Origin of the sequence: Pantoea sp. BJFS-204 (assembly GCF_049310725.1) — a bacterium.
Taxonomy (GTDB): domain Bacteria; phylum Pseudomonadota; class Gammaproteobacteria; order Enterobacterales; family Enterobacteriaceae; genus Pantoea; species Pantoea agglomerans.
The window spans coordinates 564017-577182 of the sequence record NZ_JBMOWE010000002.1; the positions used below are offsets into that span (position 1 = coordinate 564017).

At 58.7% G+C, this 13166-nt stretch carries 14 protein-coding genes; 9 read left to right on the forward strand and 5 right to left on the reverse strand.

Translation table 11 applies throughout. The annotated features are described in order from the left end of the window. Positions 1-39 precede the first annotated feature (39 nt). Positions 40-543 (reverse strand): DUF1198 family protein, encoded by a 504-nt coding sequence (locus tag ACO6VX_RS09440; RefSeq protein WP_115765147.1) that lies wholly within the window; start codon positions 541-543, stop codon positions 40-42. 173 nt (positions 544-716) lie between these two features. On the opposite strand from ACO6VX_RS09440, the gene folD reads away from it, so the two are divergent. Together folD and ybcJ are read left to right on the forward strand one after the other, a co-directional pair. Then, the gene (gene folD / locus ACO6VX_RS09445; protein WP_010671240.1) at positions 717-1583 is read left to right on the forward strand and encodes a bifunctional methylenetetrahydrofolate dehydrogenase/methenyltetrahydrofolate cyclohydrolase FolD; all 867 of its coding nucleotides are present in this window, start codon (positions 717-719) and stop codon (positions 1581-1583) included. Beyond that, the gene (ybcJ, locus tag ACO6VX_RS09450) at positions 1584-1796 is read left to right on the forward strand and encodes a ribosome-associated protein YbcJ (protein WP_003849455.1); all 213 of its coding nucleotides are present in this window, start codon (positions 1584-1586) and stop codon (positions 1794-1796) included. It begins immediately after the preceding gene. A gap of 27 nt (positions 1797-1823) precedes the next feature. Here ybcJ and ACO6VX_RS09455 read toward each other — a convergent pair whose 3' ends face one another. Both ACO6VX_RS09455 and cysS read right to left on the reverse strand, forming a co-directional pair. Continuing rightward, entirely contained in the window at positions 1824-2930 is a 1107-nt protein-coding gene (locus ACO6VX_RS09455; RefSeq protein WP_010671239.1) for an AAA family ATPase, read from the reverse strand. Positions 2931-2963: 33 nt separating this feature from the next. Next, positions 2964-4349, reverse strand: a complete 1386-nt coding sequence (gene cysS, locus ACO6VX_RS09460) for a cysteine--tRNA ligase (protein WP_010259051.1) — start codon at positions 4347-4349, stop codon at positions 2964-2966. A gap of 212 nt (positions 4350-4561) precedes the next feature. On the opposite strand from cysS, the gene ppiB reads away from it, so the two are divergent. From ppiB to purK, 4 genes are all read left to right on the forward strand, one after another. Then, the gene (ppiB, locus tag ACO6VX_RS09465) at positions 4562-5056 is read left to right on the forward strand and encodes a peptidylprolyl isomerase B (RefSeq protein WP_010259052.1); all 495 of its coding nucleotides are present in this window, start codon (positions 4562-4564) and stop codon (positions 5054-5056) included. After that, positions 5056-5772 (forward strand): UDP-2,3-diacylglucosamine diphosphatase, encoded by a 717-nt coding sequence (gene lpxH, locus ACO6VX_RS09470; protein WP_061901692.1) that lies wholly within the window; start codon positions 5056-5058, stop codon positions 5770-5772. The genes ppiB and lpxH overlap by 1 nt, the downstream gene beginning before the upstream one ends. 131 nt (positions 5773-5903) lie before the next feature. After that, positions 5904-6410 carry a 5-(carboxyamino)imidazole ribonucleotide mutase gene (purE, locus tag ACO6VX_RS09475; protein ID WP_010259054.1) on the forward strand — a complete coding sequence of 169 codons (507 nt, stop codon included), beginning with the start codon at positions 5904-5906 and terminating at the stop codon, positions 6408-6410. Further along, positions 6407-7471 (forward strand): 5-(carboxyamino)imidazole ribonucleotide synthase, encoded by a 1065-nt coding sequence (gene purK, locus ACO6VX_RS09480; RefSeq protein WP_158131935.1) that lies wholly within the window; start codon positions 6407-6409, stop codon positions 7469-7471. The genes purE and purK overlap by 4 nt, the downstream gene beginning before the upstream one ends. Before the next feature lie 268 nt (positions 7472-7739). Here purK and ybbP read toward each other — a convergent pair whose 3' ends face one another. Both ybbP and ybbA read right to left on the reverse strand, forming a co-directional pair. Continuing rightward, positions 7740-10142 carry a putative ABC transporter permease subunit YbbP gene (gene ybbP / locus ACO6VX_RS09485; protein ID WP_422432031.1) on the reverse strand — a complete coding sequence of 801 codons (2403 nt, stop codon included), beginning with the start codon at positions 10140-10142 and terminating at the stop codon, positions 7740-7742. Beyond that, entirely contained in the window at positions 10139-10825 is a 687-nt protein-coding gene (ybbA, locus tag ACO6VX_RS09490; RefSeq protein WP_422432033.1) for a putative ABC transporter ATP-binding protein YbbA, read from the reverse strand. Before ybbA ends, ybbP begins: the two co-directional genes overlap by 4 nt. On the opposite strand from ybbA, the gene tesA reads away from it, so the two are divergent. The 3 genes from tesA to ACO6VX_RS09505 all read left to right on the forward strand — a co-directional run bounded on the left by tesA (position 10793) and on the right by ACO6VX_RS09505 (position 13160). Then, entirely contained in the window at positions 10793-11419 is a 627-nt protein-coding gene (tesA, locus tag ACO6VX_RS09495) for a multifunctional acyl-CoA thioesterase I/protease I/lysophospholipase L1 (RefSeq protein ID WP_010671236.1), read from the forward strand. The two genes, ybbA and tesA, sit on opposite strands and share 33 nt — an antisense overlap. A 30-nt stretch (positions 11420-11449) precedes the next feature. Further along, positions 11450-12223: an SDR family oxidoreductase gene (locus ACO6VX_RS09500; RefSeq protein WP_010259063.1), complete on the forward strand. Its 774-nt coding sequence runs from the start codon at positions 11450-11452 to the stop codon at positions 12221-12223. A gap of 79 nt (positions 12224-12302) precedes the next feature. Next, positions 12303-13160 carry a thioredoxin family protein gene (locus ACO6VX_RS09505; RefSeq protein WP_022626096.1) on the forward strand — a complete coding sequence of 286 codons (858 nt, stop codon included), beginning with the start codon at positions 12303-12305 and terminating at the stop codon, positions 13158-13160. Positions 13161-13166: the final 6 nt, after the last annotated feature.

A 13166-nucleotide genomic window follows, 5' to 3' on the forward strand; every position in this document is an offset into this window, starting at 1 on the left:
TTCTCCGCAGCGAAGTGCTGCGGTAATGACCAATTGACGTCAGTGGCGCCTGCGCCATTCGCTGAGCGACACGAGTTTACCGTTGTCGGTAAATTCTCCTTCCAGCTCAATCCCTTGTGTTGTGAAACGCGCATTGTATTGCTCACGAAGTGCATGCAGCTCCTGGATGTCCGGTTCCAGCTGGCGCAGAAAGCCCAGCGCGAGCAGTAGCTGCTGGCGGCTAATAAGCGGTGGAAAACCGGCTCGACTGAGAATCGCATGCCAGCGCTGGCTGTTCTCCTCGCTGCCGTCAACAATGAACACCTGCCAGATCAGCAGTACCGCTGCGCCATTATGCAGGTGCGTTTCATTATCCTTGCTGAGATAGTCGGTAAATTCTTTCGCCGCCTCTTTCCCCATCATAGAGATCATTGATTCCACCTGTACCGGTGGCAGCTGCAGCCGTTTGCTGAGCCGCTGAGCGGCGTGGCGTGAGCCAGCGGTGAGCAGCTGAAATCCAGCGACAAACACCACCGCCAGAGTAGCAAGCATTATCCAAATCATTACATCGTCCCCGGATTGTCCTGCAGATATCATACGCATGCAGGCTGGCACTCGTCGCGACGAAAAAGCCGGAAAGCACATACGCGGCTGAAACTGTAACTGACAGCGCGCCGCGCTTCTGACAAAATAGCCCCCTTCCCCGATTCAACACAACACAGTGGATTTCCTCTCTGATGGCAGCAAAAATTATTGACGGTAAAACGATTGCGCAGCAGGTGCGCGTTGAGGTTGCGGAAAAAGTGAAGCAGCGTCTGGCCGCCGGAAAACGCGCGCCGGGTCTGGCAGTGGTTCTGGTGGGTGAAAACCCGGCATCACAGATCTACGTGGCCAGCAAACGCCGTGCCTGTGAAGAGGTCGGTTTCCACTCCCGCTCTTACGATCTGCCTGCCACGACCCGCGAAGCTGAGCTGCTGGAGCTGATTGATGCGCTCAATCAGGACGACGAAATCGATGGCATCCTGGTGCAGCTGCCACTGCCAGCCGGCATTGATAATGTCAAAGTGCTGGAGCGCATCACGCCTGATAAAGATGTCGATGGATTCCACCCTTATAACGTTGGTCGCCTCTGTCAGCGCGCGCCAACCCTGCGTCCCTGCACGCCACGCGGTATCGTGACGCTGCTGGAGCGCTACAACATTGACACCTACGGCCTGAATGCCGTGGTGGTTGGCGCATCCAACATTGTTGGTCGTCCGATGAGCATGGAACTGCTGCTGGCGGGCTGCACCACGACCGTCACCCATCGCTTTACCAAAGATCTGCGCCATCACGTTGAGCATGCCGATCTGCTGGTCGTTGCAGTGGGTAAGCCCGGGTTTATTCCGGGTGACTGGATCAAACCGGGCGCCATCGTCATCGACGTGGGCATTAACCGGCTGGAGAGCGGCAAAGTGGTGGGCGATGTTGATTTTGATAGTGCATCCGAGCGCGCCTCCTACATTACCCCGGTGCCGGGCGGTGTTGGTCCGATGACAGTAGCTACACTGATTCAAAACACGCTGCAGGCGTGCGAAGAGTTTCATGATAAAGAGGTGGTTTAAATGACAAGTTTTTCACTGGGTAAATTCCCGCACGTCGATCTGTGTGACCTGCTGAAACTGGAAGGCTGGGTTCAGAGCGGCGCACAGGCGAAAGTCGTGATTGCCGAGGGTGAAGTGAAGGTCAACGGTGCGGTAGAAACCCGCAAGCGCTGCAAAATCGTAGCCGGTCAGACCGTAGAATTCGCGGGTTTCCGCATTACTGTGGTCGAGTAATTTCCGGGCGTCCCTGCGGGGACGCTGTTACACCCGCTCATCCCCCTTTACGCATGTCTCCCCTTCCCGCTGTTCCAGTGCAATATGATTCACCGCCGTATGCTGCGCTATCAACGTCGCGAGCCGGGGTGAATGGCTGGTGATCCAGAGCTGACTGAACTCGCTGGCTTCGGCGATTAAGCGCGCCAGCGCAGGCAACAGATCTTCATGCAGGCTGTTTTCCGGCTCATTCAGTGCCATAAAGGCAGGCGGACGCGGGCTGAGCAGTGCGACAACCAGACAGAGAAACCGCAGCGTGCCATCAGAAAACTCGGCGCTCTCCAGCGGACGCAGAATGCCCTGGCGCGACATCAGCATCTGGAAACGGCCATTCTGCACATCGACATCAAACTGGCTGTCGGGAAACGCCTGTTCCATCACCTCAGACAGGAGTTCGGAATGACCACGCTCAACAATGGTCGCCCAGGCCGCCGCCAGATTGCTGCCATCATGGCTCAGCACCGGCGCACGCACGCCAATCTGCGGTGCCCGTATCGGTGAGCCAGGCCAGACCGCAAACTCATGGTAAAAGCGCCACTGCTGCAGACGTTCGCGCAACTGCGAAAGCTCCGGATAGCGATGCGGTTCGCCAAGCTGACCAAACAGCGACTCTTCGGGATGCAGCACCGCCGGATAGGCGACGCGCTCGCCCTCAACGTTGTGCAGAAAGGCAGTCTGATTTTCGCGCTGCATAATACAGGCGGAAGGACGGCGCTGCTGACCGCTCAGCCAGAGTCGCTCCTGCTTCACCAGCGGATCGAGATTAAACAGGCTGGTCACCAGCGGCTCGGGAAAGCCAATCTCCAGCTGGTAATCCATGTCATCCATCACCACGGCCAGCTCCAGGCGCTTTGGATCGTGTCGGCGATCGCCCCGGCGTAAGCCGCCCGCCCACATCGCTTTCTGAATACCGCCTTCTTCAGCCAGCGCCAGTGCCAGGCGACCGCTGGCCGCCTCATGCAGCAGCCGCACCGCTTTGTAGAGGTTGGATTTACCGCAGCCGTTAGGACCGCTCACCACATTCAGCTGCTGCAGCGACAGCGTCAGGTTACGTATCGAGCGGAAGCCGCGGATCTGAATCTGTTCAATCGCCATAATAAAAAAGGGCGATTGCTCGCCCTCTCCGGTTTATTTTCGACGCCAGCTGGAGCCCTGCGGCCCATCCTCGACGATGACACCCAGCGCGTTAAGCTTGTCGCGCGCGATGTCCGCTTCCGCCCAGGCTTTGGCGGCGCGCGCATCGGCACGGGCTTTAACCCAGTGCTCAATCTCGGCAACCTCTTCGTCATTGACCTGCGCGCCGCTTTGCAGGAACAACTCAGGGTCCTGCTGCAGAATGCCCAGCACGTTGGCCATCTCGCGCAGCTTCGACGCCAGCCCGTGCGCTGAAGCGCCATCTTCACTTTTCAGGCGGTTCACTTCACGCGCCATATCGAACAGCACCGAATAGGCTTCCGGGGTGTTGAAATCATCATCCATCGCGCTGCGGAACCGCGCTTCAAACGCTTCGCCGCCGTGGGCAGGCACGCTGCTGTCGGTGTGACGCAGTGCCGTATAGAGTCGCTCCAGCGCCGCACGCGCCTGATTCAGGTTATCTTCGCCGTAGTTAAGCTGGCTGCGATAGTGACCGGACATCAGGAAGTAACGCACCGTCTCCGCATCATAATGTTGCAGCACGTCACGCACGGTGAAGAAGTTACCGAGCGATTTGGACATCTTCTCGCGATCAACCATCACCATGCCGGAGTGCATCCAGTAGTTGACGTAAGGACCGTCATGGGCGCAGCTCGACTGAGCGATTTCGTTTTCATGGTGCGGGAACATCAGATCGGAGCCGCCGCCGTGGATATCGAAATGGGTGCCCAGCTGTTTGCAGTTCATTGCCGAGCACTCGATGTGCCAGCCGGGACGACCGTTGCCCCACGGCGATGACCAGGCTGGCTCATCCGCTTTGGACATTTTCCACAGCACGAAGTCCATCGGGTTGCGTTTCACGTCGGCGACTTCAACGCGCGCGCCCGCCTGCAACTGCTCCAGATCCTGACGCGACAGTGCGCCGTAATCGGTGTCGCTAAGCACATCGAACATCACATCGCCATTGTCCGCCACATAAGCGTGACCGCGAGCGATAAGTGTTTCCACCAGCTCGATAATCTCAGCGATGTGACGGGTAGCGCGCGGCTCCTCATCGGGCGGCAGAATCCCCAGCGCGGCGAAGTCATTGTGCATCTCGCCAATCATGCGGTTAGTCAGGGTTTCGATGCTCTCGCCGTTTTCGTTGGCGCGCCTGATGATTTTGTCATCAATGTCGGTGATGTTACGTACATAATTAAGCTGATAACCGAGGTAACGCAGGTAGCGCGCCACCACGTCAAACGCCACGAACGTCCGCCCATGACCAATGTGACAGAGGTCATACACCGTGATGCCGCAAACATACATCCCGATTTTACCGGCATGAATGGGTTTGAATTCCTCTTTCTGTCGACTCAGGGTGTTATAAATCTTAAGCATTGAACGGTTCCGTTTTCGCGTGTGGTTGGCACTTTTAAGTATCCAGACATTGTGCCGTATTTTTATCGCTCGCGCGACGCAAAGCAAGCCAACTGCGCCGCGCTGCTGACGCGTCATTGGAAATTATGATATAAGAACGGTCGACAAAAAGGGGGACGCCCATCGACAGAGCGACCTCAGCAACTGATGACAACCTTTACAGGACGACAAAAATGGTAACTTTCCAGACGAACCATGGCGATATCGTAATCAAAACTTTCGATGATAAAGCGCCGGCAACCGTACAGAACTTCCTGGATTACTGCCGTGAAGGTTTTTACGACAACACCATTTTTCACCGCGTAATCAACGGCTTTATGATTCAGGGCGGCGGCTTCGAGCCGGGCATGAAGCAGAAAGAAACTAAAGCCGAAATTCAGAACGAAGCCAGTAATGGCCTGAAAAACACCAAAGGTACGCTGGCAATGGCACGTACCTCTGCGCCGCACTCTGCGACCGCACAGTTTTTCATCAACGTAGCTGACAACGACTTCCTGAACTTCCGTGACGAAAGCGTTCAGGGCTGGGGCTACTGCGTATTCGCTGAAGTGGTTGAAGGTATGGATGTGGTCGAGAAGATCAAAGCGGTCTCTACCGGCCGCAGCGGCATGCACCAGGATGTGCCAAAAGACGACGTCGTTATCCAGAAAGTGACCGTCAGCGAGTAATGTCGCGCACGCTGTTTATCGCAGATCTCCATCTGTGTCAGGAAGAACCGGCGATTACCGCCGGTTTTCTGCATTTTTTACAGCGCGAAGCGCCCCACTGCGACGCGCTCTATATTCTCGGCGATCTGTTTGAAGCCTGGATTGGCGACGACGATCCCAATCCACTGCATCAGCAGGTTGCCCGCGCCCTGCGCGCCCTGCCGGTTCCGGTTTACTTTATCCATGGCAATCGCGACTTCCTGATTGGCCGACGCTTCGCGCAGGCCTGCGGCATGACGCTGCTGCCGGAAGAGCAGGTGCTGACGCTCTACGGCCATCGGTTGCTGATCATGCACGGCGATACGCTCTGTACCGACGATGCGGGTTACCTGCGTTTTCGGGCCAAAGTGCATAATCCCTGGATCCAGCGGCTGTTTCTCGCGTTGCCGTTGTGGATCCGTAAACGCATTGCTGCCCGGATGCGCGCCGACAGTAAACAGGCCAACCAGCATAAATCCCAGACCATCATGGATGTGAATCAGGAAGCAGTCGTCGCCACTATGCTGCGCCAGCAGGTGCCGCTGTTAATCCACGGTCACACTCATCGCCCGGCGATTCATACGCTGAGCCTGCAGGGTGAACCGGCGCAACGCGCGGTGCTGGGTGCCTGGCACTGCCGGGGTTCCATGATCCAGCTCGACGCCAGTGGCATTCAGCTTATCCATTTCGACTTTTAATCTGCGGTTAAATCCACGACCTTAAGCCCGACGCAACCGTTTTCCTTGCGTGCTTCTCATGCTATTCTCGGTGCCCTTCAAAACCTGTCCGCCCGGCCAGGTCTGTTTGTTCATTCACAGGAGTTGACCCCATGTCATCCAACGCCCCGGCCCGCATCGCCATTGTTATGGGTTCCAGAAGTGACTGGGCCACCATGCAGTTCGCCGCTGAAATCCTCTCCAGCCTGGACGTCCCTTTTGATGTTGAAGTGGTCTCTGCGCACCGCACCCCGGATAAACTGTTCAGCTTCGCCGAAACGGCAGCCGACAAGGGTCTTCAGGTGATTATTGCTGGCGCAGGTGGCGCGGCACATCTGCCGGGTATGCTGGCGGCAAAAACGCTGGTGCCGGTGCTGGGTGTGCCGGTGCAGAGCGCAGCACTGAGCGGCGTCGATAGCCTCTATTCAATTGTGCAGATGCCGCGCGGTATTCCGGTAGGTACGCTGGCGATTGGCAAGGCGGGCGCAGCCAATGCCGCGCTGCTGGCGGCGCAGATTCTGGCGCTGCATGACAGTGCGCTGGCGTTACGCCTGACCACCTGGCGTCAGAGCCAGACCGATGAGGTGCTGAACCATCCCGATCCGCGGGTGGATGCATGAAGCCGGTTTGCGTACTGGGCAACGGCCAGTTAGGTCGTATGCTGCGTCAGGCGGGTGAACCCCTGGGCATCGCGGTGTATCCGGTGGGCCTGGATGCCGATCCCACCGCGCTCCCTATCGCCGACAGCGTGATCACCGCCGAAATCGAACGCTGGCCGGAGACGGCGCTGACGCGTGAACTGGCCAGCCATCCAGCCTTTGTTAATCGCGATATCTTTCCGCGTCTGGCGGATCGTCTCACGCAGAAACAGCTGCTGGATCAGCTGGGACTGGCCACCGCGCCGTGGCAGTTGCTGGCGGATAAAAGCGAATGGCCAGCGGTGTTCGACTCGCTGGGCGAGTTAGCGATTGTGAAAAGCCGCACCGGCGGTTACGACGGCCGGGGTCAGTGGCGTCTGCGTGCCGATGAGACTCACACCCTGCCGGAGGCGTGCTACGGCGAATGCATCGTTGAGCAGGGCATCAACTTTTCCGGTGAAGTCTCACTGGTGGGGGCGCGCGGTCACGATGGCCAGGTGGTGTTCTATCCGCTGACGCATAACCTGCATCAGGATGGCATTCTGCGCACCAGCGTTGCGCTGCCGCAGGCGGATCAGGCACAGCAGCAGCAGGCCGAAGCGATGCTGAGTGCGATCATGCAGGAACTGAATTACGTCGGCGTAATGGCGATGGAGTGTTTCATTACGCCAGAGGGATTGCTGATCAATGAGCTGGCGCCGCGCGTCCATAACAGTGGGCACTGGACGCAGAACGGTGCGTCGATCAGCCAGTTTGAGCTGCATCTGCGCGCCATTCTTGGCCTGGCATTACCGCAGCCGGTGGTGTTTGCGCCGTCGGCGATGGTCAATCTGATTGGCACCGACGTGAATCTGAGCTGGCTGCAGCAGCCGCTGGTGCATCTGCACTGGTATGACAAAGAGGTGCGTCCGGGTCGTAAAGTGGGCCATCTGAATCTTACCGACAGCGATACAGAACGGCTCAGGGCTGCCCTTAATGCGCTGGTGCCGCAGCTACCGGAAGCGTACGCCAGCGGCATCGCCTGGGCGGTTGAAAAACTGTAATCCTCCGCACCTGAGTCTGGAAATGGCTTTACCAGGCAGCTCAGAAGCTTAATGCGATGGGAGCATACGCCTGGAGCAAAGCATCGCGCCGCCCGGCTAAAAACGCCGGGAGCGTTTTTGAACAACGCAAAGCGTTGGCCCGGCTACGGGCGCACCTCAGGGATGAGCAGCGTAATCGCCCGCGCTGAGCCTGCCATGGATGGCGTTTTTGCGGAGGGCGTATGCTCCCTGAGCCAGCACCTTACCGTCGAGCGCTACGGGTGCTAACTCACGCCGCATCAAACTTCCTGAACAACGCTTTCCCTTTGAGTAATCGGATCCCCAGCCAGCCACCGCACAGCGATAACAGCAGCGCGCCACACAACGGCAGCGCCAGCCACAGGGTCCAGTCAGGCTGCCACGGGAAGTCGAAAATCTTAGTCTGTAATCCCCACAATGCCGCTTCTGCCCCCATCGCCGCCGCCACGCCGGAGACCACGCCGAGCAGGGCAAACTCACACCACAGCGTCGTGCGCAGCAGGCGTTTACCGGCACCCAGCGTGCGATAGACCACCAGCTCCTGACGCCGCTGGCGCATACCGACCTGAATCTGCGCCAGCAGCAGCAACACGCCGCAGGCGGTTACCAGCACCACCATGATCTCCAGCGCCTGGCTGACCTGCGCCAGCACCTGGCCGATCTGCCGCATAATGCTGCCGATATCCAGCAGACTCAGCGCCGGAAAAGCACGGTTAAGCTGCGCCAGCAGAACAGGATTCGCCTCCATGCGGAAGCTGGTGAGCCAGGTCTGCGGCTGGCTGTCGAGCGCGCCCGGCGGGAAGATAAAGAAGAAGTTCGGCTTCAGGCTTTCCCAGTCCACTTTACGCAAACTGGTAATGCGCGCGCTGAAGGTCTGCGTATCGCCGTCGAACGTCAGGGTATCGCCGAGCTTCAGCCCCAGCCGATCGGCCAGCTCCACTTCCATCGACACTTCACCCGCTTTGGGTGGCCAGTTGCCTGCCACCAGCGGATTATGATCCGGGCGATCGGCCAGTTCCGTCAGGTTGAGCTCACGGTTCAGGGCATTATCCAGCTTCGGATCGGCCGGTTTGCCGTTGAGTTCACTGAGCCGCACCCGCGCAATCGGGTAAAAGGTCCCGGGCGTGATCTGATGCGACTGCAGGAAATCACGCACCTGCGGCACCTGATCTGCCGTCATGTTCAGCAGGAAGAAGTTCGGGCTATCCGCCGGTAACTGCTGCTGCCAGCGATCCAGCAGATCGCCACGCATTACCAGCAGCAGCGCCAGCAGCATGAACGACAGCGAAAAGGCCGCGAGCTGGCTCAGCGTCATGCCGGGCTGGCGCAGCAGCCGATTGATCGCCAGTCGTAACGCCAGATTGCGCACTACCAGCCGACGCAGCAGCAGCAGGGTTCCCCAGCCGAGTAGGGCCAGCAATCCGGCCAGCACCACCACACCCGCCAGCAGCGCCCAGAGCATTTTACTGCCGCCAACCAGCAGCGCTAACAGCGTCACCACGACAGCAATCATCACCGGAATATAGATCTTCAGCGGCCAGAGGTTCGCCACCGCATCGCGCCGCAACACCCGCAGCGGCTGTGTCGCCAGCAGCAGACGATAGGGACGCAGACCCACCAGCAGCGAAATCACAAACAACGATCCCACCGCCCAGATCCACGGCCAGACGCTCGCCGCCGGTAAGCTGGCAGGCAGCACGGGTTTCAGCATCGCCATCAGGATCGCTTCAACGCCCTGCCCCACCAGACCACCGGCAATCGCCGCCAGCAGCAGAACCGCCAGCCACTGACCGATGATCAGCCGCTGCAACGCGCCGTGCGTCGCACCCAGGGTTTTCAGCACCGCCACCAGATCGTAGCGGCTGCGGCAATAGTGGCTCATGGCAACCGCCACGGCCGCAATCGCCAGCATCAGCGTCAGCAAGGCCGAGAGCAGCAGGAACTGCTGCGCGCGCTGCATCGAACGGCCCAGTGCATCTTCCGAGTTCTCCACGCTAATCCAGCGCTGGTCCGCCTTCAGCTGCGGTTCAATCCAGCGGTCATAGCTGTCCAGCTGATCGGGATTACCGGAAAACTTATAGCGCCAGGTGATGCGGCTGCCTGGCTGAATCGCACCGGTTTTGGCGGCATCCGCCAGATTGATCAGCAGACGCGGCGCCATCTCAAACGGGTTAAAGCCGCCATCCGGCTCCTGGATCACCTCGCCGCTGATGCGCAGCTGGGTGTCACCCACTTCCAGCGTGTCGCCCACTTTCAGGTTCAGCAGCGCCATCAGCGCGGTACCCGCCTGCGCCCTCAGCCCTGGCGGCTGCGTCTGCAGCGTGCCAAACATCGGGTAGCGATCGTCCACCGCTTTTACTGAGGCAAGCTGCGGTAACTGATCGGCAAAGGTCATGGTCATAAAGGTCAGCTGACGGCTGACCGTCAGACCGCTTTCAGCTGCTTTTGCCAGCCAGGCTTCTGGCGCTGCATCACTGCTGCGCAGCGTACGGTCGCCGGCCATAAAATCACGGCTCTGCTGATTCAGCCCTTTTTCCATGCGATCGCTGATCGACCCCAGCGCCAGCACGCAGGCCACCGCCAGCGTCAGCGCAAGCCAGACAATCAGCAGCGAGGGCGAACGCCACTCGCGCCAGAACCAGCGCCAGATCATTGCTCCTCCCACAATTTACCGTCGCGCAGCCGCAGGCGACGATCGAAGCGCGCCGCCAGTTGCTCGTCATGCGTCACCAGAATCAGCGTGGTGGCGAAATCGCGGTTAAGGGAAAACAGCAGATCGGCAATGCGGTCACCGGTTTTACGATCGAGATTGCCGGTCGGCTCATCGGCAAACAGCAGACCAGGACGGCCACTGAAGGCGCGGGCCAGCGCCACCCGCTGCTGCTCGCCGCCTGAAAGCTGGGCGGGCAGATGATGCAGACGTTCACCCAGTCCGAGCAGCGTCAGAAGCTCTCTCGCCTGTTCACGGCTCTGGCGATCGCTGTCGCCGCGCAGCAGCGATGGCAGCTGCACATTCTCCTGGGCATTCAGGGTTGGCACCAGCATAAATGACTGGAATACAAAGCCGACCTGCCGGGCACGCAGGGCCGCACGCTGCTCTTCGTTCATCTGGTGCAGCGGCTGCCCCAGCAGATGGACTTCGCCACTGCTGCCATCGTCCAGCCCGGCCAGAATTCCGAGCAGGGTTGACTTGCCGGAACCGGACTCGCCAATCAGCGCAATGGTCTCAGCTGGTTTGACAACCAACTCAACTCCGGTAAGGATGGTTAACTGATGCTCTCCCTGACCGACGGACTTAGTAAGATGATGAACTTCAACAATGTTTTCCGCTGGCATTATCCCTTCCTGTTATTGATTCTTCTGCTGGTGTCGCGTCTTGCTGCTGCAGATACGCTGATGGTGCTGGGCGACAGCCTGAGTGCGGGCTATCGCATGTCTGCCACTGCGGCCTGGCCCAGCCTGCTTGATAAGCAGTGGCAGCAAAAACCTAAAGTGATCAACGCCAGTATCAGCGGTGATACGGCTGCACAGGGGCTGGCGCGCCTGCCCGCACTATTAAAACAGCATCAGCCGCAATGGGTGTTAATCGAATTGGGCGGTAACGATGGTTTGCGCGGTTTCCCGCCCGACGCTATCGCGCAGAATCTGAGTAAAGTTATCGACGATGTTAAAGCCGCCAATGCGAAGCCGCTGCTGATGCAGATTCGTCTGCCTGCCAACTATGGCCGCCGCTACACCGAAGCGTTCAGCGGCATCTATCCCGGATTAGCGCAGCAGCATAACATTCCTCTGGTGCCCTTTTTCATGGAACAGGTTTATCTGAAACCCGAGTGGATGCAGCAGGATGGCATTCATCCTAATCCTGATGCCCAGCCTTTTATCGCCCAGTTAATGGCAAAAGACCTGGCCCCCTTAGTTAAGCAGCCGTAGCGCGCCGGGATGCGCAAAAAGGGTAAAGAAATGCAAAAAACCATTCTGATTACAGGTTGTTCGAGCGGTATTGGCCTGGTTGCCGCTCACGATTTACTGGCGCGGGGCTACCGGGTGATCGCCGCCTGCCGTAAAGCAGAGGATGTCGCCCGCATGGAAACACTGGGCTTTACCGGGCTACAACTGGATCTCGACGATCCGCAAAGTGTGGATCGGGCCGCCGATACTGTGCTCGCGCTCTGCGATAACCGTCTGACGGCGCTGTTTAACAACGCCGGATTTGGACTCTATGGCCCGCTGCACACCCTCTCCCGCCAGCAGCTGGAACAGCAGTTTTCCAGCAACTTTTTCGGCGTCCATCAGCTGACACTGCGTCTGTTACCGGCATTGCAGGCCAGCGGCGATGGCCGCATTATTAATACCAGCTCGGTGCTGGGGCTGATCTCCACGCCAGGCCGGGGTGCCTATGCCGCCAGTAAATATGCGCTGGAAGCCTGGAGCGATGCATTGCGGCTTGAAGTGCGCAGCCGCGGCATCCGGGTCAGCCTGATTGAACCGGGTCCGATTCAGACCCGTTTTACCGACAATGTGACGCAGGGCGAACAGCATAACCCGGTGCGTAACCCCGGCATCGCGGCACGTTTTACTCTGCCACCAGAAGCCATTCTGCCTAAACTTCGTCATGCACTCGAGAGTAAACATCCGCGTTTACGCTATCCGGTGACACTGGTCGCACACATAATGAGCCTGCTGAAACGGTTACTGCCCGGCTGGATGCTGGATCGCATTTTGCGCAGCCATTAAGCAGCCATGCGCAATAGCGCTTGAAGCCGGGCCAGTTGGCCCCATATTCTTAGAACACTTTTTGCAAAGAGACTTATCCATGTCACCACAAGCTTCGATCATCGACATCAACGAATCTAACCTGCAGCAGACCCTTGAGCAGTCGATGCAGCTGCCGGTGCTGTTCTACTTCTGGTCTGAGCGCAGCCAGCACTGTCAGGAGCTGACGCCCGTGCTGGAGCGCCTGGCGCAGGAGTACGCGGGTCAGTTTATTCTTGCAAAACTGGATTGCGACAAAGAGCAAAGGGTGGCGTCGCAGTTTGGTCTGCGTTCAATCCCGACCGTCTATCTGTTCCAGGATGGTCAGCCGGTTGATGGCTTCCAGGGACCGCAGCCGGAAGAAGCGATCCGCGCCCTGCTGGAAAAAGTCCTGCCGCGCGAAGAAGAGCTGAAAGCGCAGCAGGCGATGGCGCTGATGCAGGAAGGTAAACCGCTGGAGGCGCTGCCGTTGTTAAAAGATGCGTGGCAGCTGAGCAATCAGTCCAGCGAGATCGGTTTCCTGCTGGCTGACGTACTGATTACCCTGAACCGCAGCGATGAAGCGGAAGCGGTGCTGAAAGTGGTGCCATTGCAGGATCAGGATACCCGCTATCAGAGCCTGATGGCGCAGATCGATCTGCTGAAACAGGCAGCGGATACGCCGGAGATTCAGCAGCTGCAATCACAGCTGGAGGCTGACCCGACTAACGCCGGGCTGGCTGCTAAACTCTCGTTACAGCTGCATCAGGTGGGTCGTAATGAAGAAGCGCTGGAACTGCTGTTCAGCTTCCTGAAATCCGATCTCAATGCCGCTGATGGCCAGGCGCGTAAAATGCTGCAGGAGATTCTGGCGGCGCTGGGTACCGGCGATGCACTTGCCGCGCGTTATCGTCGTCAGCTCTATTCCCTGCTCTACTAAGCGGCA

Coding starts and splice junctions, on each gene's coding strand:
- purE (WP_010259054.1), top strand. CDS start 5,904: ATGTCATCCAACGCCCCGGCCCGCATCGCCATTGTTATGGGTTCCAGA.
- purK (WP_158131935.1), top strand. CDS start 6,407: ATGAAGCCGGTTTGCGTACTGGGCAACGGCCAGTTAGGTCGTATGCTG.
- ybcJ (WP_003849455.1), top strand. CDS start 1,584: ATGACAAGTTTTTCACTGGGTAAATTCCCGCACGTCGATCTGTGTGAC.
- ppiB (WP_010259052.1), top strand. CDS start 4,562: ATGGTAACTTTCCAGACGAACCATGGCGATATCGTAATCAAAACTTTC.
- ybbP (WP_422432031.1), bottom strand. CDS start 10,142: ATGATCTGGCGCTGGTTCTGGCGCGAGTGGCGTTCGCCCTCGCTGCTG.
- ACO6VX_RS09505 (WP_022626096.1), top strand. CDS start 12,303: ATGTCACCACAAGCTTCGATCATCGACATCAACGAATCTAACCTGCAG.
- cysS (WP_010259051.1), bottom strand. CDS start 4,349: ATGCTTAAGATTTATAACACCCTGAGTCGACAGAAAGAGGAATTCAAA.
- tesA (WP_010671236.1), top strand. CDS start 10,793: ATGATGAACTTCAACAATGTTTTCCGCTGGCATTATCCCTTCCTGTTA.
- ybbA (WP_422432033.1), bottom strand. CDS start 10,825: ATGCCAGCGGAAAACATTGTTGAAGTTCATCATCTTACTAAGTCCGTC.
- lpxH (WP_061901692.1), top strand. CDS start 5,056: ATGTCGCGCACGCTGTTTATCGCAGATCTCCATCTGTGTCAGGAAGAA.
- ACO6VX_RS09455 (WP_010671239.1), bottom strand. CDS start 2,930: ATGGCGATTGAACAGATTCAGATCCGCGGCTTCCGCTCGATACGTAAC.
- folD (WP_010671240.1), top strand. CDS start 717: ATGGCAGCAAAAATTATTGACGGTAAAACGATTGCGCAGCAGGTGCGC.
- ACO6VX_RS09440 (WP_115765147.1), bottom strand. CDS start 543: ATGATTTGGATAATGCTTGCTACTCTGGCGGTGGTGTTTGTCGCTGGA.
- ACO6VX_RS09500 (WP_010259063.1), top strand. CDS start 11,450: ATGCAAAAAACCATTCTGATTACAGGTTGTTCGAGCGGTATTGGCCTG.